Source organism: Colwellia sp. 75C3 (assembly GCF_002836255.1).
Classification (GTDB): Bacteria; Pseudomonadota; Gammaproteobacteria; order Enterobacterales; family Alteromonadaceae; genus Colwellia.
The window spans coordinates 42,412-61,879 of record NZ_PJAU01000055.1 but is presented as its reverse complement, the minus strand read 5'-3'; the positions used below and the strand labels follow the sequence as shown (position 1 = coordinate 61,879).

Genomic DNA, 19,468 nt, shown 5'->3' with positions numbered 1-19,468 from the left:
TTTTGTGCAATTAACAGGTAAATGACCAATGTATAAATTAAGCCTTGCCATTAAGCGCTTAACCTTGAGAAATTTAGCTATCGCACTGTTAACCACAAGCTTATTAACAGCTTGTGGTTTTCAACTCCGCGGTGATTATCTACTCGATGATGAATTACAAACACTTTATGTTAGCTCTACTGATGTTCACGGTGAGTTGACACGATTAGTTAAGCTCAGCTTAACGCGAAATCAAGTTAATGTGTTAAAACGTTCGGAAACTGACATTCCTGAATTACGTATAATTTCGGATAAATTAGATAGACGTACGTTGTCATTATTTTCTAATGGTCAAGTGGCAGAATACGAGCTGATATATTCAGTGCACTATCAAGTACGCTTTTCTGGTGAAGATGCCAAAGATTTTCGCTTTGAGCTTTATCGGGATTATCAAGACGATCCTAACCTCGCCTTGGCTAAAAGTCGTGAGTTATCATTATTATTAAGTGAAATGAGAACGTCAGGTGCAGATAAAATATTGCGCGATTTGGCAAGAATACAGCGCTAATTCTTAGTGATGCTTTAATATCACTACTCATTGCAATATTTACCTTACAGCTAGCTATTATATAAAATAAAGGCCTTCATGAAAATTTATCACAACCAACTAGACAATACCTTACGACAGGGGTTTAAACCTGTTTGGTTGGTTTTTGGTGATGAACCTTGGCAAAAAAACAGCAGTTTAACCGCTATTAAAAATCATGCGAAAAACCAAGGTTTTAGTGAAATCATTCGTTTTAGCAGTGATACTAGTTTTGACTGGCAGCAATTACTTGATGAGTATCAATCATTAAGCCTTTTTGCCAGCCAACGTATTATTGAAGTTGAATTAACGTCGGTTAAAGTGGGTGATGCCGGTAATAAAGCACTACTTGCCTTAGCTGAACGACTTACTCAAGACGCCAATAGTGGTCATGCTCCACAAGATGTTATTTTTATATTCCACGGCGAAAAACTTGATGCGCCTAGTGCCAATAGAAAATGGTTTAAAAGTCTGACCCAATTGGGCTGCTATTTACCTTTATATGACATTGAGCTAAAAGCCATGCCTCAATGGCTGAATAATCAAGCAAGACAATTGCAACTTAATATATCGCCTGAGTTAAACGCCCTACTAATAGAATTGTTTGAAGGTAATTTACTTGCCCTTACCCAAGAGCTAGATAAATTGGTATTACTTTTTGGTTCACAAGCTATCAGCATCGAACAAGCAGAGCAGCTTATCATCAAGCAGGCAAAATTTAATCCTTTCCAGGTTATCGATGCGTTATTACGAGGTGATTGTGCAAAATGTATCACTATGCTCGATCAACTACAGCAAGAAGGCATGGCACCAGCGCAGTTAATGTGGGTGTTTCACAAAGAAATAAACCAGCTATACACTATGTTAAACCAATTAAAGCAAGGTGAGAGTATTGCTAATATTTATAAGCAATATCGTATTTGGGATAAACGTAAACCACTATATCAACACGCCTTAACACACATCAAACTTGATAACGTCAAGCGTGCCATGATACGTATTGCTGATATTGATTTATTAAGCAAAACCAGTAGTGAATTTAATATTTTCATCTTATTAGCTGATTTATGTATCACCTTGTATCACGGTGAAAAAACAGCAGCCTTTAGTCTTAACTATGGCTAATTAGAGTAAACAATGACATCAACAAAGCTCGGCCTAAATACTCACTTAAATACAGGCATTGGTATAAATACAGGTATCGGAATTTTAGGTGGCACCTTTGACCCTATCCATTTAGGACACACTCAATCAGCACAAGCGGTTGCCAATGAACTTGGTTTAACTAGGGTACTTTTAATACCTGCTCATATTCCCCCTCATAAACTTTCAGCTGAGTTAGTGCCTCATGCAAGTGCAAAGCAACGCGCTGCCATGGTTGAAATTACCTGTCAAGAAAGTGAACTATTCACCTGTGACCCCCGTGAATTAAATCGCGCTGGACACTCTTATACTGTTGATACCCTCAAAGAGCTAAAGCAACAATACCCCAAAAAGACGCTGTATTTTATTATTGGTATGGATTCACTACTCACTTTTACGCGATGGCATAAATATCAAGAAATTTTATCTTTGTGTCACTTAATAGTGAATACACGACCAAATCATTCTATAGAACAATTAAATCATGAAACAAAGACCTTACTCAGTAACTATCACACAGTTGATATTGCTGAACTATCGCTTTTTGATTCAGGACGGATATTTTTTGCAAATGAATGCTTCTTTGATGTTTCATCAACAGATATACGCCAACGTTTAGCGCAAATAAAAACGTGTGATCAGTACTTATTGCCCTCAATTTCAGAATATATTCACAAAAACAAGCTTTATCGTTAACCCTGAGCGTAAAAAGTGTTAATATCGCACTATTATTTATTGTGCACGTTAAAAGTGCATCAAAAGTTACGATTAACGATAGGAATAACACCTTGCAAACTGAACAACTTAAAGCATTTGTCATAGAAAAACTTGAAGACATGAAAGGCAGAGACATCATTGCTCTTAATATTAGCGATAAAGCAAGCTTTGCTGATTACATGGTTATATGTTCAGGTAATTCGAACCGCCATGTAAAATCTCTTGCTAACTCTGTTGGTATGGAATGTCGCGCTCAAGGTTTAGAGCCACTTGGTATGGAAGGTAACGATATTGGCGAATGGTCATTAGTCGACTTAGGCGATATCATTGTTCATGTTATGACAGATGAACAACGTGATAAGTATAACCTTGAGCAACTTTGGGCTGAATAACTCCCCTTGTCTAGTAAAGAGACGAGAGCTACGTTAGTTTCATTCGCTATTGCGGATTGCAACGCTCTCGTTAACTTTTTCAAGGCAATTTCAATCTGGTCACTTCAACCTAAAAATAAAAAATATTTATGAAACTCACCTTATATGCCGTCGGTAGTAAAATGCCTGCATGGGTTAGCCTAGGATTTGCTGAGTACAGCCGTCGTTTTCCTCGAGATTTAAGCTTTCATTTAGTTGAAATCCCTGCCGGTAAACGTGGTAAAAATGCTGACATCAGTCGCATACTCGCTAAAGAAGGTGAATTATTACTTGCTGCTATTCCCAAAGGCAACCGTATTGTCACTTTGGAAGTTGAAGGACAACCCTGGACAACACCAAAACTTGCCAAACAGCTGGAAAACTGGCAACTTGATGGCAGAGATGTCGCATTGCTTGTTGGTGGGCCTGAGGGATTATCTCCTGCTTGTATCAAAGCTTCTGAGCAGAAATGGTCATTATCAGCGTTAACGCTGCCTCACCCAATGGTACGAATATTGATAGCAGAGAGTTTGTATCGCGCTTGGAGCGTAAACACTAACCACCCTTATCATAGAGAATAGCTTTTGTTAATGACTACCATAGCCTTACCTTTAGTAAATAATCTTATTTTTAATAGCGTGCGCTAATGTCTCCCCGTCGCGTTGTTATACGAAATCAATCCGCTGAAGCAAATTTATTTGCTCGACGTGCATTTATTGCTTTTACTGGTGTTGTCCTCGTTTTATTAATACTTTTTGGCAATGTATACAATCTGCAAGTTGAATCTTTCGAAAAGTATCAAACACGCTCCAACTCTAATCGCATTAAGCTACTTCCCGTTGCGCCAAACCGCGGTTTAATCTATGACCGAAATGGCGTATTGCTTGCCGATAATAAACCTGTTTATAGTTTAGAAGTGATTGCTGAAGATGTAGAGGATATTAAAGCCAGCATTGTTGAGGTAAGTAAATTACTCAATATTACCCCAGAACGTCAACGTAAATTTTTTAAATCAATGAAACGAAAGCGTCGTTTCAAACCGGTAGAACTCCACTCTCGTTTAAGTGACCAGCAAGTTGCTTTATTTTCAGTTAATCAGCACAAATTCCCTGGTATTTTCGTTAATGCTCGTTTAAAACGTTATTATCCTTTTTCCGACTTAACCACACATAATCTTGGTTATGTTGCCCGTATTAACAGAAAAGATGCCAATAAGTTAGCATTAGATGGTAAATCTGAAAATTATGCTGCGACCTACGGTATTGGTAGGTTAGGAATTGAAAGATATTATGAAGATATGCTGCACGGGACTATTGGACATCAAGAAGTAGAAATTAATAACCAAGGCAGAGTGATCCGTACACTCAACTATACGCCGCCAGTACCCGGTAAAGATCTAACCTTAACTTTAGATATTGAATTACAAATGATAGCTAAACGTGCCTTATCTGGTAAGCGCGGTGCCATTGTAGCAATGGATCCTCGAACTGGGGGCATTTTAGCTATGTATTCAAATCCAAGTTACGACGGTAATTTATTTGTTCATGGTATTAGCACTAAAAACTATAAAAAGTTACTTGAATCAAAAGATTTACCATTGATTAATCGCAGTGTACAAGGTTATCCACCCGCCTCTACCGTTAAGCCCTTTCTGGCTTTGACTGGTCTAGAGGAAAACATCATTACTCCCACGACAATAGTTAACGACCCTGGCTGGTACAAACTAGAAGGTCTGCCGAATAAATATCGCGATTGGGCAACTTGGGGGCATGGCAAGGTTAATTTAACCAAAGCGATAATAAAATCGTGTAACACTTATTTTTTCGATCTTGCCTTTAAATTGGGCATTACTAAAATAAGCAATATGATGGAAAAATTTGGCTTTGGTGATTATACCGGTATTGATATCTACGAAGAAAATAAAGCCATTATGCCCAGTGTTGCTTGGAAGCGCGCACGTTATAATCAGCATTGGTATACCGGTGATACACTCAATGTTGGTATAGGGCAAGGTTATTGGACAGTAACACCGCTGCAATTAACGCAAGCCTTGACCACCTTAGTCAATCATGGTGAACGTAAGGTTCCGCATTTATTAAAAGCGAATAGTGAATTAATCATTGAGAGTAGTGGTAATGCCTATCATCAAATTACCCCTGTTATCTATGAGCCACGCGCACCTTTAAAGCTTAAAGTAGATAACCATTGGGAGGTAGTTCTCAATGCCATGCATAAAGCTGCTGCGGCGTATGACGCCTTTAAAGGTTCGACCTATGATGCTTCAGGTAAAACAGGCTCAGCTCAAGTTGCACGTATTAAACAAGGTGAAGAATATGATGCGAAAACAACCAGCGAAAATAAACGTGATAATGCGATGTTTATTGGTTTTGCCCCTTATGATAACCCTGAAATAGTGGTTGCTGTTGCTATTGAAAATGTTGCAATAGGTGGCGGCGGTACTAATGCTGGGCCTGTTGCTAGACAAATGATGGATCAATATTTCGGTGACAGAGTTATTACTAGGCAAACGCTCAAGGCTAAAAAGAGCACTAAAGCTAAGCCAAAATTCGATTCGACCATAAAAACAATACCGCAAGAGGCTGACTAATGCGTACTAGCGGGCAAGACCAACAAAAAGTTCACAACTTTTGGCAACGACTGCATATAGATGTACCATTATTAATTGGTATATTATTATTATTAACGTTAGGATTATTTCTTGTTTATAGCGCTGGCGGCCAAGAAACCGCTGTTGTTTACCGTAAGGCAAGAAGCATTGGCGTTGCCCTAATCGGTATGTTTATCGTCGCGCAAATACCTCCCTTGGTTTATCGAAAATGGGCGGTACCTGTATTTATATTAGGCTTGTTGATGCTCATCGGTGTATTGTTATTTGGTCATGTTGGCAAAGGTGCACAGCGCTGGCTTGATTTAGGTTTTATAAAATTTCAGCCCTCTGAAATTATGAAACTTATCGTACCGATTATGATTGCTTGGTATGTAAGCCAAGACAATTTACCGGTCAAAATATCAACGGTCGTACTTGCCTTTATATTAGTGCTGTTACCAACCTTACTTATTGCCAAACAACCCGACTTAGGTACTTCGCTATTGATTGCCAGCTCAGGGATATTTGTTATTTTTCTTGCTGGTGCCAGTTGGCGACTCATTGGCGTTTGTCTTGGTTTAGCTTCTGCTTTTGCCCCCATTTTATGGATGTTTTTGATGAAAGGTTATCAAAAACAGCGCGTGTTGACGTTTTTAAACCCCGAGCAAGACCCGCTTGGCTCTGGCTATCATATTATTCAATCAAAAATAGCCATAGGCTCGGGCGGCATTGAAGGTAAAGGTTGGTTGCAAGGCACACAATCACAATTAGAATTTTTGCCCGAGCGCCATACCGACTTTATTTTCTCGGTATTTAGTGAAGAGTTTGGTTTAATTGGCGTTGGCGCCCTACTTGCTCTGTACTTATTTGTCGTAATGCGCGGTTTGTGGATTGCGGTTAATGCCCAACATGCTTTTACTAAATTACTCGCCGGAAGTCTTACCCTAACCTTTTTTGTTTATGTTTTTGTTAACATAGGTATGGTATCTGGATTACTGCCGGTTGTTGGCGTGCCATTACCTTTAGTTAGTTATGGTGGTACTTCTATGGTGACATTGATGTTAGGTTTTGGAATATTAATGGCCATTAGTACCCATCGACGTTTCCATGTTTAACGTTTCCCTGACAAATTTCACGCTATTTTGCTAACGATGAGCTTTATGACTAAACGATTTACCTTACTGTGTTATGTATTACTATTCTCATTGTTGAGTGCTTGTAGCTCAGACCGATATCAGCAAAAACATGACAGCACACCGACACGCCTGCCAAACCAAGCAGAATTAAAAGATGCGATTGCCCGTGCGGAGCCTTATAGTCGAGGGGGTAATAAAAATTATAAAGTTTTTGGTAAACCCTATAAAGTATTAACATCAGCGCAAGGTTTTGAACAAACCGGAACGGCCTCTTGGTACGGTAAAAAATTTCATGGTCACCTCACCTCTAACGGTGAAATTTATGACATGTATACTATGAGTGCTGCTCATAAGAATTTACCGTTACCCACGTATTTAAAAGTCACTAATACCGCCAATAATAAATCCGTCATTGTACGCGTAAATGATCGAGGTCCTTTTCATCAATCACGTATTATTGATTTATCTTATAGCGCTGCCTATAAGCTCGACATGTTAAAAACGGGTACTGCGCACGTTAAAATTACCGCGATTACAGACTTTGATAAAAAAACAGGCAAGGTAATAATTCCAGTAGAAAATCCAGTAGACAAATCGGTTTCGTCTGTGACTAGTTCAACAGCAACTACTCCAGCTAATATGGATAATAAAAAGCAATCCTCTGCGCAAACAACCACAACTATGGGTATTGCTACACCTTACATTCAAGTTTTTGCCACCAGTAAAAAAGAGCTTGCTATTAGTACGGCCAATAAGTTAAAAAAGCAATATAAACAACAAACCAGTTATCCTGAAAATCAAGGGCTATATCGTATTCAAATAGGTCCTATTAGTGACCTTGCAACATTAAATGCATTATTATTGGCGCTAAAAGAAAATGGCTACCCTAATGCTTATCCACGTACCGCGCCACGATAAACATCATCCACATATGTACAAGAAAAAAGCACAAGCTCCTTTAAAACGGAATTAAATAAACGTTGTTACATTTATAACGGTTTTTCTTCGATTATATTGACAATATCTGTTTTTTGCCCATAGCCAAGCTATTTAGAAGTGCTATACTTTCGACCAGTTGATTTTCCTTAATTTTCCACATACGACTAACACTATGACTAAAACAATAAAAAATTCTGGCAAATATGCCAACAACAAATTATTTACCTTTATCAATGGCGCGCTATTTAGTGCCGCCATTGCACTTATGCCCACTGCGCACGCTATTACTATTATCCCTGATGCGCCGCAAATTAATGCCAAAGGTTTTATCTTAATTGACTTCACCACAGGTAAGATCATTGCTGAAGAAAATGCTGATACCCAGCTAGCACCTGCCAGTTTAACCAAGATAATGACTAGTTATATTATTGGTAAAGAGCTTGAAAACGGTAATATTAAAAACACTGATAAAGTGATGATCAGTGAAAAGGCTTGGGCTAAAAAATTCCCTGATTCTTCAAAAATGTTTATTGAAGTAGGTACTGAAGTACCTGTTAGTTTATTAAATCAAGGGATTATCGTTGCTTCAGGGAATGATGCTTGTGTAGCTATGGCTGAGCACATAGCAGGTAGTGAAAGTGCTTTTGCCGACTTAATGAATGCACATGCAGAGCAATTAGGCATGTCGAGTACCTTTTTTGAAAATAGCCATGGTTTAGACTCCACGTCTCATATGACTACCCCAAGAGATATGGCAACGCTAGCCATTGCACTTATTCGAGATGTACCTGAAGAATATGCAATCTATAAACAAAAATCTTTTACCTATAACAACATTAAGCAGTATAACCGTAATGGTTTATTGTGGGATAAAAGCTTAAACGTTGATGGTATGAAAACCGGTCACACTTCAAATGCAGGTTACAGCTTAGTTACCTCGGCAACTAAGGGTGATATGCGTTTAGTTACCGTAGTGATGGGCACAGCAAGTGAACGCGCACGTAAAGTAGAAAGCAAAAAGTTATTAAATTATGGTTTTCGCTTTTTTGAAACAATTACCCCATATAAAGCCGGTGAAGTATTTATCGCTAACCGTGTTTGGATGGGCGACAAAGAGAATGTAAATTTAGGTATTATCTCAGACACACCAATTACCATTCCTCGTGGTCAACGTAAAAACTTAAAAGCAAACTTTGAGTTAAACCAGCAGCTAACAGCGCCATTAGCTAAAGGGACCGTAGTAGGAACATTATTTTTACAACTTGAAGATCAAGATATTGCTCAATATCCGCTTGTTACCCTCGAAGAGGTTAACGAAGGTAGTTTATACAGCCGCTTAGTTGATTATGTTAAGTTGCAATTCGCCAACTAGACATTATTAAAATATAGTAAAAAGAGCCTCTTAATTGAGGCTTTTTTGTTTTTGGGAAAGAATTATATCAGCTCTTAATATTTAATGATAAAATGGCGACATTAAGTCGTAATGTCGCTCGATAGAGAAGTAAATAAATATGAAAACCAAGTTTGACGAATTATTAGAATTTCCTACGGTATTAAACTTTAAAATTATGGGTGTTGCCTGTGACGAATTACCTGATTTGATCATAGCTGAATTACAAAAGCATACCCCTGGTGATTACATACCTAAAATAAAACCGAGTTCAAAAGGTACTTATCATTCGGTTTCTATTGCGGTAACCGTTACCAGTAAAGACCACATTGAAACTATCTATAAAACGTTAACTGCAATTGAGCAGGTACGATACGTTTTATAATATCTATTTAAAAACAGTACCCATTTAATGCGATTAGCTTTCAACACTCCAGATTGATGAGGTTTGCCTAGTGCTCCCAAGTTCAACAGTCGAGCAAGATGTTATTAATCTTGCTGACTCATTAGTCATCCGACAATTAAATACCATGGATTACAGCCAAGTTTGGCAAGCCATGAAGGATTTTACTGATAACCGTGATGACACTATCGCTGATGAATTATGGCTAGTAGAGCATCCAGCGGTTTTCACCCAAGGTCAAGCAGGTAAATCAGAACATTTACTGGTACCAGGTGATATTGAAGTAGTGAAAGTTGACCGCGGTGGTCAAGTGACTTACCACGGCCCTGGCCAACAGGTGGTTTACGTTATGATCAACCTACGCCGAAAAAAAATTGGTGTTCGGCAATTAGTAACCTTGATCGAGAACAGTATCGTATCGGCGTTAACTGATTATAATATTGCCGCCTACGCTAAAGCTGACGCACCGGGTGTTTATGTGGATGAGAAAAAAATCGCCTCATTAGGATTACGCGTTCGAAAAGGCTGCTCTTTTCATGGTTTAGCCATGAATGTGAATATGGATTTATCACCATTTTTACGTATCAACCCTTGTGGTTATGCTGGTCTAGAAATGGTACAAACGGCTGATTTACAAGGCCCAAAAGATACCGCTAGCGCAGGTACTGCGTTAGTGAAACATTTAATAAACTTACTTGAAGCAACCAATGTTAGCTATCAATCGGGTTTACCAAACGAGAATAACACGTATCATGAGTAGTGATTTAACCTCAGAAGCAAAAACATCTAATCGTGCTGCCGGCGAAAAATTTCGCGATGCAGATAAATTAGCGCACATCCCAATTAAAGTTGTTAGTTCAACCAAAGCCACTATGTTACGGAAACCAAGCTGGTTACGTATTAAATTACCTCGCTCTAGTGAGCGTATTGATAACATCAAGGCTAATTTACGTAAAAACAACCTGCACTCAGTATGTGAAGAGGCTTCATGCCCTAATTTATCTGAGTGTTTTAATAACGGCACTGCCACCTTTATGATCTTAGGTGATCTTTGTACTCGCCGCTGCCCATTTTGTGATGTTGGTCATGGTCGTCCATTACCCCCGAATAAAGATGAGCCAAAAAAGCTAGCAAATAGCCTTAAAGATATGGGCTTGAAATATGTTGTGATCACCTCTGTTGACAGAGATGACTTACGTGATGGTGGCGCACAGCAATTTGCTGATTGTGTTAAAGAAATTGGCGAGCAAGCGCCCAATACTAAAGTTGAAATTTTAGTGCCTGACTTCCGTGGTCGTATGGATAAAGCACTTGAGATACTTAACCAAAACCCACCACATGTTTTCAACCATAATATGGAAACAGCGCCCCGCCTTTATACTAAAGTACGTCCTGGCGCTAACTACCAGTGGTCATTAGACTTACTTAAGCGTTTCGGTGAAGCAAACCCAACTGTAACCACTAAATCTGGCTTGATGGTTGGTTTAGGTGAAACTAACGAAGAAATTCTAGAAGTAATGCAAGACCTACGCAATCACGGTGTCACTATGCTTACCGTTGGTCAGTACCTGCAACCAAGTAAAGATCATCTTGCTGTTGAGCGTTATGTACACCCTGATGAGTTTGCTATGTTTGAACGTGAAGCAAAGAAAATGGGCTATGAACATGCCGCTTGTGGTCCACTTGTTCGTTCAAGTTACCATGCTGATAAGCAAGCTGCAGGTGAAGAAGTTAAGTAACTTCCACTTTAGCTAAGCTGTATTAGTGTAAAAATGAAAGCCAGTAGTGATACTGGCTTTTTTATTACAACTAAATATTGTTGAACTTACCAGTTCAAATTAGTAGTAACTCACCTATAAAAATCCAAAAAAACAGCTATTAAATATTTTTCATACTAAAATAATTATGCATTTTAGCGTTATTTTCCATATGCCTACCCCAAAATTATAAAGCTGATACAGATTGATTAAATTTTGTAATATCAACTACAGTTTTTTACTTAAACTCCAACCACATACAACGAGTCATTCCTCACTACACCTGCTCCCTAAAAAACAACAAACACCTAAGTAATTGTTTAATAAGAACTCTTTGATGAAGTTCATCTCCTAAGATATAATGATTATTACCTTGAAATGGAATGTGGATGTAAACCGCATGGCTCAAATATTACTTAAACTTCACTCATAAGTCACATCAAAAGCTCACAGAATTCGTTTTAATTTAGCATTGAATAAATATAAATTCAGTAATTCTACATAACAATTCACCAAAATAAGTGTTTGCACCTCTGAAAGTTTTCATTTATGTTACATATTATTAGCGATAACAAATACGAACATATTAGTACATAAAGTAATAATGGCTAATAAAATCAAAGAAATTTATCACTATATAATAAGCATAATAAAAAAAATCAAGGACTTACAATATGAGAAAAGGTTTTAACTACAGTACACTAGCACTGTCTATCTGCTTGGCAGTAGGTAGTACTGTGTCCTTCGCCGCAGAAAAAGATTCTTCTGCGGACGCTGCTAAGTCAGATATAGAACGTATAGTTACTGTTGGTACACGTATGTCCAACCGTACAGTCGCTGACAGCCCTGCACCAATTGATATCATTTCAGCCGAAGCAATTAGAAATTCAGGTGCGACAAGCACGCCAGATATGCTTCGTAAACTTGCCCCTTCATTTAATATGAACAATACCACGACTTCTGATGGCCAAGATTTAATGCGTCCCGCATCACTAAGAAGCTTAGGTCCAGATCAAGTATTAGTATTAATTAATGGTAAACGCCGTCATCAACAAGCCGTTGTAGCTGTACAAGAAAATGTCGGTCGCGGCAGTGCCGGTACTGATCTCAGTTCAATTCCTATGACCGCTATTGCTCGCATTGAAATATTACGCGATGGTGCGGCTGCGCAATATGGCTCTGATGCGATTGCAGGCGTTATCAACATTATTCTTAAGAGTGACGAGGGTGGTACTGCTTGGACGCAATACGGTCAAACAAGTGAAGGTGACGGAGAAAGCTTTGAACTAGGCGCTAACTATGGCTTCAAAATTGGTGACCAAGGCATGTTAAACCTCACTTTAGAATATGCTGATAATGGTGAAATGAATAGAGCAACACCAACAACATGGTTTGGCTCTATTGCAGAGCCAAAACAATTGTTACTTGTTGGTGAAGCTCCAACAGAAATGACGAGCCTATGGGCAAACTTCACTTATGATTTAGGTAAAAACAGTCAACTCTATGCCTTTGGTGGCTTTACCGCTAAAGAAGGCGAATCACTCGGCTTTTACCGTGGTGCTGCTGATAATCGTGTATGGAGCGAGTTATACCCAGAGGGAGTAACACCACAATTAGGATCTAAATCTGAAGATTTCTCATTGGCGGTAGGTTATAGAACTGAAGTAGCTGATTGGGAAATTGATGCTAGTATCGTTACCGGTGAAAACCGTTTCGAATTCAGTAATATTAACTCTCTTAATGCCAGTTATGGCCCAGACAGCCCAACATCAGCTTATGATGGTGCGCTTGTCTTTAGTCAAACCACATTTAATGTAGACGCCGTTACTGCCGTTGATTTAGGCCTTTATGATGAAACCTCTATCGCTATTGGCGTAGAATATCGAATAGATGGTTATCAACAAGAAGCCGGTGATGAAGTAACTTATGCGCGAGGCGACACCCTTTGCGGTGAATCATATAATCCTGAGGGTCTCACGACAATTATTGACTGTACTGGTGATGATATTACCGCACCTGGTATGCAAGGTTTCCAAGGTTACAGTCCTGCAATGGCGATAGATACTGATAGAAAAAGTTTTGCTCTCTACTTAGATACTGAAACCTACCTATCTGAAGACTGGCTGATTGCCGCTGCGGTTCGTTATGAAGATTACGATGACTTCGGTAGCACCGTTATTGGTAAATTATCAACGCATTTAACATTAAATGACAATCTATCACTTCGTGGCTCTGCTTCAACAGGTTACAGAGCTCCGGGTATGCAGCAGTCTAATTTTACCCAACGTTCTATTTCATTGGATAATGGTGAGTTAGCTGATTTAGTTACTTTACGTCCAAATGATGCACTTGCTCAAGAGCTTGAGTTTAACGAACTGAAAGAAGAAACCTCTACTAATATTTCCGTTGGTGTGGCATATAACAATGGTAACTTCTCATCAACCCTTGATGTCTATCAAATAAATATTGATGACCGCATTGCTTATTCAGGGAATATTACCCGCGGCATTAATACTGAAATCGATAGTTTCTTTGATAGCCATTCAGGCACTGACGGGGCACTAGATGGGGTTAAGAATGTATCAATATTCACCAACGCCACCGATACTGAAACCTTAGGACTTGATTGGGTAAACCAATATACACAAGATATCGCAGACGTAGGTAGCGTTGTTTACGAACTTGCTTATCATCATAATAATACTGAAGTCAGCAACATCAATACGTCATCATCGATAGTTCCTGATGAGACTATTTTTGATGCATCACAGATATTATTAGTCGAGAAAGGCCAGCCACAAGACAGATTAAGTGTCTCTGCCATGTTGGATTTAGATAGCTGGACAGTAACGGGTCGTATGACTCATTACGGTGAAGTGTCTACTGCAGCTTATGGAACACCAACGAATACTTGGAGCGCAAAAAGCTTATTTGATGTAACGGCTCGATGGAATGTTACAGATCAGTTAGACATCAGCGGTGGTGTTTTAAATCTAACAGATGAATACCCTGATGAATGGGGCGATAATGGCGGTATTTTCCCAGAGATTGGTTTTAAATACGGTTGGGCAAGTTTTCCATTTTCACTTGCCGGTCGTGAATATTACGTAAGAGCTACTTATAACTTTTAAAGTTAGCCAGTAGCTAGAACAACAAGCCAGCTTTGCATCATTTGCCTTGCTGGCTTTTTTATATTCACTATATTGCCTGACTCAAATTTATAACTTTGGGTTTTTCGGGTAAAACTTATCAGGCATGCTACTAATGTGTTCAAAAAAACGGGTATCTTTATACGGTAACTTCATAAAACCTGAAATTCCAACACCATCAATCGTAGGTAATAATGTCAATAACTTCGCTAAACATGCTTTAAATTCTGCTTTTTTCTCATGATTGAGTAACATCAAATAACTGTGAATCTTTAAATGTTTAGGTAGTACTTCGAAAATAATACAGCCGGTGTGGTGAATTAAGTTTAACTCGGCCAAAACAGTCATTAGCTCGTCAGGCAGATATAAATACTCATCGGGATCTTTACCATCTTCAAAATAAGAATGTAATCGCGTTATATCGTCAACATCAGGCACATCACTAATGTCAAAATTTATCTCTTGTGCAGGTTTAGCAATAAAAGGCTGACTTTCACTAATGCGTTCAACGTGCAGCGTATTACGAGCGTTGAATAAACAACTTTTAAACACACCAACACGAAATATGCCCTGAGCCAAAGAAATAATATTGTTCACAGCACTGGTAAAAGAGTTTTTCAGCGTTTCATCAAATAACGTTAAGTTAGAATCAATGTAAACACCCTCTTTAGCCCAGCGAATAGCAATCCCACCCACAACGGGGAAGTTACCTAATCGACTTAACGCGGCAATAAAGGCTTTTTCATTATCTCCCATGCCCATCAGGTAGTTTTTATAATATTTGTCCAGCTGCGCGTCATCAATTTCCGATAAACTGTCATGCCCCGTTTGCTCACGTAAAAATGACTTCCGCGAACCGTAAACTACCGTATCAATTTGACCGCTTTGCGGTTTAGCCCACACTGGAATATGGGCAATAACTTCAACCTGGGTTAATTTATCAGCCAAAACAACGTTATTAAGGTAACTAAGATTATTAAAAAAATAATCACCGGCTTGGCTTCGTAATTTTTCATCATCACTCAGCATGCCTGTTAAGACTTGTGCCAACAATTTAGGCAGCCCTAAAGCATTGGCTGGTATTACTTTTATACCATATCGACAGGATTGCCCTGACGCTAAAGCATACAGTGTTGCAGCTAAGCCTTGTTCATCAAATCGAGGCGTCGATAACCCACCATTAAGTTGCTCAGGGCCAATAAAGTAAACATCACCTAAACGGGCATTACTGTGCTGTAAGTCACTACTCATTAACTCCATCACATTGGTGCTGGTGCTTTGTTGATTGCAATCAAGCTGCGCACTTACCGATGAGCCCCAATCAATGAGCTGCACTTTGCCAGTACTTTTATCATAAACTAGATTTGAAGGTTTAATATCGCCATGCACCACTGGCTTTAACTGTCGGTGATTATTGGCTTCGCGTAAATACAGTAATATATCAGCTAGCTGTAGTGCGATACTCATCACTAATTCAGGGGCTAACGGTCCAACTTGTAGTGATAACTGTTCTAAATCTATACCTGGAGCTCGGGTCATTTGTAAAATAGATTGGCGTTTTATTTTTTGATACTCAATGACTTTAGGGATTTGAGGGTGGTTAAGTTGACCTTGAATATCGGCTTCTTCTGCTAAGCGATCTTGTACGTGTTGCGGTAAATTCACACGAGAGAATTTAAAAACGACCGGTAGCTCTTTTTCTTCACTCTCTCTACGTTTAATACCAGAGAAGACAAAGCCGTAGGCCCCTTTCCCCAGAAGAGCAACCTCTTCAAAACCGACTTGCTTTAATTGCTGCTGACAAAGATCAACCCATTGTTTTAACTTAGTCGCATCTTTATGACTAAGTAAGTAAATGGATTGCTCTTGAGCAATATAGAAATGCTGTAATTTTTTATTGGTCACTAAATTGACTTCCGACTAATGTATCCAAACTGCTTAAATATCACTTTATGCCATGTTCTCTTAACTTCATTGCTATTTTATTGTGTGAAACGTTTAAACGCTCAGCTAACTTTCGTGTGGTTGGAAATAATGGGTGCAGCTGTGCTAACAATTTAGCTTCGAAATCTGCCTGAGCACTAGACCAATCTGTAATTGTCTCAATACCCTTCTCACTATCTGGTGGCTGATTACCAACATGTTTATTGAGTACTTGTAGTAAATCATCAGCACAAATATCTCCGCCATTACTTAAGGCTATTACACTAAATAGTACATTCTGTAATTGTCTGATATTTCCTGGCCAAGCAAAGTCCTGCAATATGGTAAGTGCATCTGCGGTCAATTTAGGCTTAGCAATATTCGTCTGTTGACTATTATTGACTTGTTTGGCTGCATTTTCAATAAAGAGGTTTGCTAACAAACTCATATCCTCAATGCGATCTCTTAACGGAGGCAATTCAATACTAAGTACGTTAAGACGATAATAGAGATCTTCTCGAAAGGTTTTTTCACTGATTAACTTGGCTAAGTTTTGGTGACTGGCACTGATAATACGAATATTAGCGACAAGCTCTTTAGTACCACCAACACGGCGATAAGTTAGATCCTGTAAGAAACGTAATAGTTTAGCTTGTAAATAGGGTGACATTTCAGCAATTTCATCTAAAAATAAACACCCTGCTTCGGCCATTTCAATTAAACCAGGTTTTCCGCCTTTTTGAGCGCCGGTAAAGGCACCACTGGCGTAACCAAAGAGTTCACTTTCTAACAAATGCTCTGGCAATGCCGAACAATTAATGGCTAAAAAAGGTGCTTTGGATCTGGAGCTGGCTTGATGTAATGCCCTCGCGATTAATTCTTTACCGGTACCCGTTTCACCACTGATTAAAACCGGTAAATCCAATTCAGCAAAACGTTTACTTTGCGCCTTAATTAAACTGATGCTTTTTGATTGGCCAATAATATTGTCAAAACTGTGCTCTTGATGACTTTGCATCAAAGATATTTGTCGCCCTAAGGTTTTCATCGAACGTAGCAGTAATACAAAGCCGCTTATTTTTTTGTCGCTGTGTATTGCTAATTGATTTACGGATTTCGATATTACAGGGCTTATATCAAGTATGTAAGCTTTACCTTGAAGAGTCACTGCCTGACTCGTGGCAGTATTAGTGAGCATTTTTTTATTAATTTGACCAATAAATGCTTCTATTGGCTTGCCCAAATAGTCAGTCGCAACCAAATCATGTGCGTCGTCTCCGGCTGCTGGCTGAAGTTTGTGACTGGCCTTATTCATCGCTAAAATTAAGCCATTATTATCAACATCGATAATAGGCTCTGGCATTTTATCTAATAGTGCTTGTAAATGATTCTCTCGCTGCTCGCTGGGTAATAGGTTGATCATATCAACACTTATCACTCCCCTAACACTGGCTAAACACTCTCTAATTAAAGACAAGGTTAGCGCGTCATATTGAACGTGCACATAGGTAAAGCAGCTGATTATTTCAACCGCTTTTAAATTCCAAGCTTGTTTGGCAAACACTGCCAATATTTCTTGTGAAATACCAATTCTATCGCTTGATTCAATAACAATACGCATAAGTAGTGACGTTAAAAGTGATTTGTAATGTAAATATGACACAGTAATGATATTAGTACAAACATGATTAGCATCACTTTTAATGAGTTTGAGTACTACTTTTAACTGAAAATCACTTTCAATCACGCTGAGTTGTCATTAATTTATTACAAAACCTTACCCTATTATTGCGATTAAAACATAAGTGATTGAAAAATAACTGATTTACATATTGGCTACATAGTTGCAATACACTAGTTGCAACAACTATATAAGCGTGGAGCTTATGTACTAAGTCCCGTTGGCCATTATCAAATAAATAATAAAAATAATAATTTCACCTCACTTTGGAAGAGAAGCTATGACTAAGTTTAAGAGCAAGAATATTGAAACTAACGCCATTCACGCTGGCAGAATTGATGATAAACAGTTCGGCTCGCTTGCCACGCCTTTATATCAAACCTCAACCTTTATTTTTGATAATGCTAAACAAGGTGGCGACCGATTTTCCGGTGAGAGTGAAGGTTATATTTATACCCGCTTAGGCAATCCAACGACTCGCCAATTAGAACTACGCGTTGCCGCATTAGAATGTATGGATGATGCAGCCGCAACAGCTACAGGTATGGCAGCAGTTTCTGCAGCGTTATTAACTAACTTACAAGCTGGCGATCATATGATTTCGTCAAAAGCAGTTTATGGTTGTTCATTTGCATTGATGAATCATATGTTCAAAAAATTTAATATCGAAGTAACTTTTGTCGATATGACAGAGCCTGAAAATATCAAAGCAGCCATTAAAGAAAATACCAAATTAGTCTTTTTAGAAACACCCATCAATCCAAATTTAGTGGTATTAGATTTAGAAAAAATTTGTGCTATTGCTAAAGAATACAAATTATTGTCCATCGTAGATAATACTTTCCTTACCCCAGTTTTACAGCAGCCGGCAAAATTTGGTGCTGATGTTGTTGTCCATAGTGCGACTAAATACCTCAATGGTCATGGCGATGTTGTCGCTGGTATCGTTTGTGGTAGTTTTGATATGATCAATGAAATCAAAATGACTACCCTAAAAGATATTGGCGCAACAATAAGTCCTCATGATGCTTGGTTAATTATACGAGGCCTTAAAACATTACCTATTCGAATGGATAGACATTGCAGCAATGCTCAAACGGTAGCTGAGTTTTTAGAACAACACCCTATGGTTAACGAAGTTTACTACCCAGGTCTTAAAAGCCATTCAGGTTACAAATTTATTGGAAAGCAAATGAAGGCCGCGGGCGGTGTTATCGCTTTTGAATTAAATACTGATCTGACCGGTGGCACCACATTTATTGATGCCATGGAGCTATTCTCTATTGCGGTAAGTTTAGGTGATGCTGAGTCATTAATTCAGCACCCTGCTTCCATGACGCATTCGCCTTACACGCCTGAAGAACGAGCTGATGCCGGTATCAGTGATAGTTTAATACGTATTTCCGTTGGCTTAGAAAGTGTTGAGGATATTGTTGCTGATTTAACGCAAGCATTAGCCAAGGTAACACTAAGTACCTGTGAGAACGTCACTAGCATCACTAAAGCCGCTAGTGCAGCTTAGTTAGCTTATGCTCTTAGCCGCTTTCATGATAACTGTCAGAGCTTGTTAGCAACAACAGTTACAAATTGCAGTACATAAAAAAGCCTCAATATGTTGTTCACATATTGAGGCTTTTTATAAAGATA

Annotated in this window: 16 protein-coding genes; 14 read left to right on the top strand and 2 right to left on the bottom strand. The window is 38.7% G+C overall.

What is annotated here, in order from left to right; genetic code table 11:
- Positions 1-28: 28 nt before the first annotated feature.
- From CXF85_RS14410 to CXF85_RS14350, 13 genes are all read left to right on the top strand, one after another.
- Positions 29-547 (top strand): LPS-assembly lipoprotein LptE, encoded by a 519-nt coding sequence (locus CXF85_RS14410; protein WP_101229358.1) that lies wholly within the window; start codon positions 29-31, stop codon positions 545-547.
- 78 nt (positions 548-625) lie between these two features.
- A complete protein-coding gene (gene holA, locus CXF85_RS14405) occupies positions 626-1,690 on the top strand; it encodes a DNA polymerase III subunit delta (protein WP_101229357.1) in 1,065 nt (354 codons plus the stop codon).
- Positions 1,691-1,702: 12 nt separating this feature from the next.
- Positions 1,703-2,404 (top strand): nicotinate-nucleotide adenylyltransferase, encoded by a 702-nt coding sequence (gene nadD / locus CXF85_RS14400; protein WP_101229356.1) that lies wholly within the window; start codon positions 1,703-1,705, stop codon positions 2,402-2,404.
- A 92-nt stretch (positions 2,405-2,496) separates the two neighbouring features.
- Positions 2,497-2,817, top strand: coding sequence for a ribosome silencing factor (gene rsfS / locus CXF85_RS14395; RefSeq protein WP_101229355.1), 321 nt, complete (start codon positions 2,497-2,499; stop codon positions 2,815-2,817).
- A gap of 128 nt (positions 2,818-2,945) precedes the next feature.
- On the top strand, positions 2,946-3,416 hold the full coding sequence (rlmH, locus tag CXF85_RS14390) for a 23S rRNA (pseudouridine(1915)-N(3))-methyltransferase RlmH (protein ID WP_101229354.1): 471 nt from the start codon (positions 2,946-2,948) through the stop codon (positions 3,414-3,416).
- 65 nt (positions 3,417-3,481) lie between these two features.
- Positions 3,482-5,443, top strand: a complete 1,962-nt coding sequence (gene mrdA, locus CXF85_RS14385; RefSeq protein ID WP_101229353.1) for a penicillin-binding protein 2 — start codon at positions 3,482-3,484, stop codon at positions 5,441-5,443.
- Positions 5,443-6,558 (top strand): rod shape-determining protein RodA, encoded by a 1,116-nt coding sequence (rodA, locus tag CXF85_RS14380; RefSeq protein ID WP_101229352.1) that lies wholly within the window; start codon positions 5,443-5,445, stop codon positions 6,556-6,558. The genes mrdA and rodA overlap by 1 nt, the downstream gene beginning before the upstream one ends.
- A 45-nt stretch (positions 6,559-6,603) precedes the next feature.
- Positions 6,604-7,497 carry a septal ring lytic transglycosylase RlpA family protein gene (locus tag CXF85_RS14375; protein WP_101229351.1) on the top strand — a complete coding sequence of 298 codons (894 nt, stop codon included), beginning with the start codon at positions 6,604-6,606 and terminating at the stop codon, positions 7,495-7,497.
- 193 nt (positions 7,498-7,690) lie between these two features.
- The gene (locus CXF85_RS14370; protein WP_101229350.1) at positions 7,691-8,890 is read left to right on the top strand and encodes a serine hydrolase; all 1,200 of its coding nucleotides are present in this window, start codon (positions 7,691-7,693) and stop codon (positions 8,888-8,890) included.
- A gap of 139 nt (positions 8,891-9,029) precedes the next feature.
- Positions 9,030-9,293, top strand: a complete 264-nt coding sequence (gene ybeD / locus CXF85_RS14365; RefSeq protein ID WP_101229349.1) for a DUF493 family protein YbeD — start codon at positions 9,030-9,032, stop codon at positions 9,291-9,293.
- Positions 9,294-9,438: 145 nt separating this feature from the next.
- The gene (lipB, locus tag CXF85_RS14360; protein WP_232771219.1) at positions 9,439-10,071 is read left to right on the top strand and encodes a lipoyl(octanoyl) transferase LipB; all 633 of its coding nucleotides are present in this window, start codon (positions 9,439-9,441) and stop codon (positions 10,069-10,071) included.
- Entirely contained in the window at positions 10,064-11,050 is a 987-nt protein-coding gene (gene lipA / locus CXF85_RS14355; RefSeq protein WP_101229348.1) for a lipoyl synthase, read from the top strand. Before lipB ends, lipA begins: the two co-directional genes overlap by 8 nt.
- 692 nt (positions 11,051-11,742) lie before the next feature.
- Positions 11,743-14,199, top strand: coding sequence for a TonB-dependent receptor plug domain-containing protein (locus CXF85_RS14350; RefSeq protein ID WP_101229347.1), 2,457 nt, complete (start codon positions 11,743-11,745; stop codon positions 14,197-14,199).
- Between the two features lie 87 nt (positions 14,200-14,286).
- On the opposite strand, the gene CXF85_RS14345 is transcribed toward CXF85_RS14350, so the two are convergent.
- Together CXF85_RS14345 and CXF85_RS14340 are read right to left on the bottom strand one after the other, a co-directional pair.
- Positions 14,287-16,122, bottom strand: a complete 1,836-nt coding sequence (locus tag CXF85_RS14345) for a protein kinase domain-containing protein (RefSeq protein ID WP_101229346.1) — start codon at positions 16,120-16,122, stop codon at positions 14,287-14,289.
- Between the two features lie 40 nt (positions 16,123-16,162).
- The gene (locus tag CXF85_RS14340; protein WP_232771210.1) at positions 16,163-17,887 is read right to left on the bottom strand and encodes a sigma 54-interacting transcriptional regulator; all 1,725 of its coding nucleotides are present in this window, start codon (positions 17,885-17,887) and stop codon (positions 16,163-16,165) included.
- Between the two features lie 214 nt (positions 17,888-18,101).
- Between CXF85_RS14340 and megL the strand changes: the two genes are divergently transcribed.
- Positions 18,102-19,343: a methionine gamma-lyase gene (gene megL, locus CXF85_RS14335; protein ID WP_101229345.1), complete on the top strand. Its 1,242-nt coding sequence runs from the start codon at positions 18,102-18,104 to the stop codon at positions 19,341-19,343.
- Positions 19,344-19,468: the final 125 nt, after the last annotated feature.

Bases quoted from the DNA above. Each gene is read 5' to 3' on its own strand.
- CXF85_RS14375 (WP_101229351.1), top strand. From the start codon at position 6,604: ATGACTAAACGATTTACCTTACTGTGTTATGTATTACTATTCTCATTG.
- CXF85_RS14370 (WP_101229350.1), top strand. From the start codon at position 7,691: ATGACTAAAACAATAAAAAATTCTGGCAAATATGCCAACAACAAATTA.
- rodA (WP_101229352.1), top strand. From the start codon at position 5,443: ATGCGTACTAGCGGGCAAGACCAACAAAAAGTTCACAACTTTTGGCAA.
- mrdA (WP_101229353.1), top strand. From the start codon at position 3,482: ATGTCTCCCCGTCGCGTTGTTATACGAAATCAATCCGCTGAAGCAAAT.
- rlmH (WP_101229354.1), top strand. From the start codon at position 2,946: ATGAAACTCACCTTATATGCCGTCGGTAGTAAAATGCCTGCATGGGTT.
- lipA (WP_101229348.1), top strand. From the start codon at position 10,064: ATGAGTAGTGATTTAACCTCAGAAGCAAAAACATCTAATCGTGCTGCC.
- nadD (WP_101229356.1), top strand. From the start codon at position 1,703: ATGACATCAACAAAGCTCGGCCTAAATACTCACTTAAATACAGGCATT.
- CXF85_RS14350 (WP_101229347.1), top strand. From the start codon at position 11,743: ATGAGAAAAGGTTTTAACTACAGTACACTAGCACTGTCTATCTGCTTG.
- megL (WP_101229345.1), top strand. From the start codon at position 18,102: ATGACTAAGTTTAAGAGCAAGAATATTGAAACTAACGCCATTCACGCT.
- holA (WP_101229357.1), top strand. From the start codon at position 626: ATGAAAATTTATCACAACCAACTAGACAATACCTTACGACAGGGGTTT.
- ybeD (WP_101229349.1), top strand. From the start codon at position 9,030: ATGAAAACCAAGTTTGACGAATTATTAGAATTTCCTACGGTATTAAAC.
- CXF85_RS14410 (WP_101229358.1), top strand. From the start codon at position 29: ATGTATAAATTAAGCCTTGCCATTAAGCGCTTAACCTTGAGAAATTTA.
- lipB (WP_232771219.1), top strand. From the start codon at position 9,439: ATGGATTACAGCCAAGTTTGGCAAGCCATGAAGGATTTTACTGATAAC.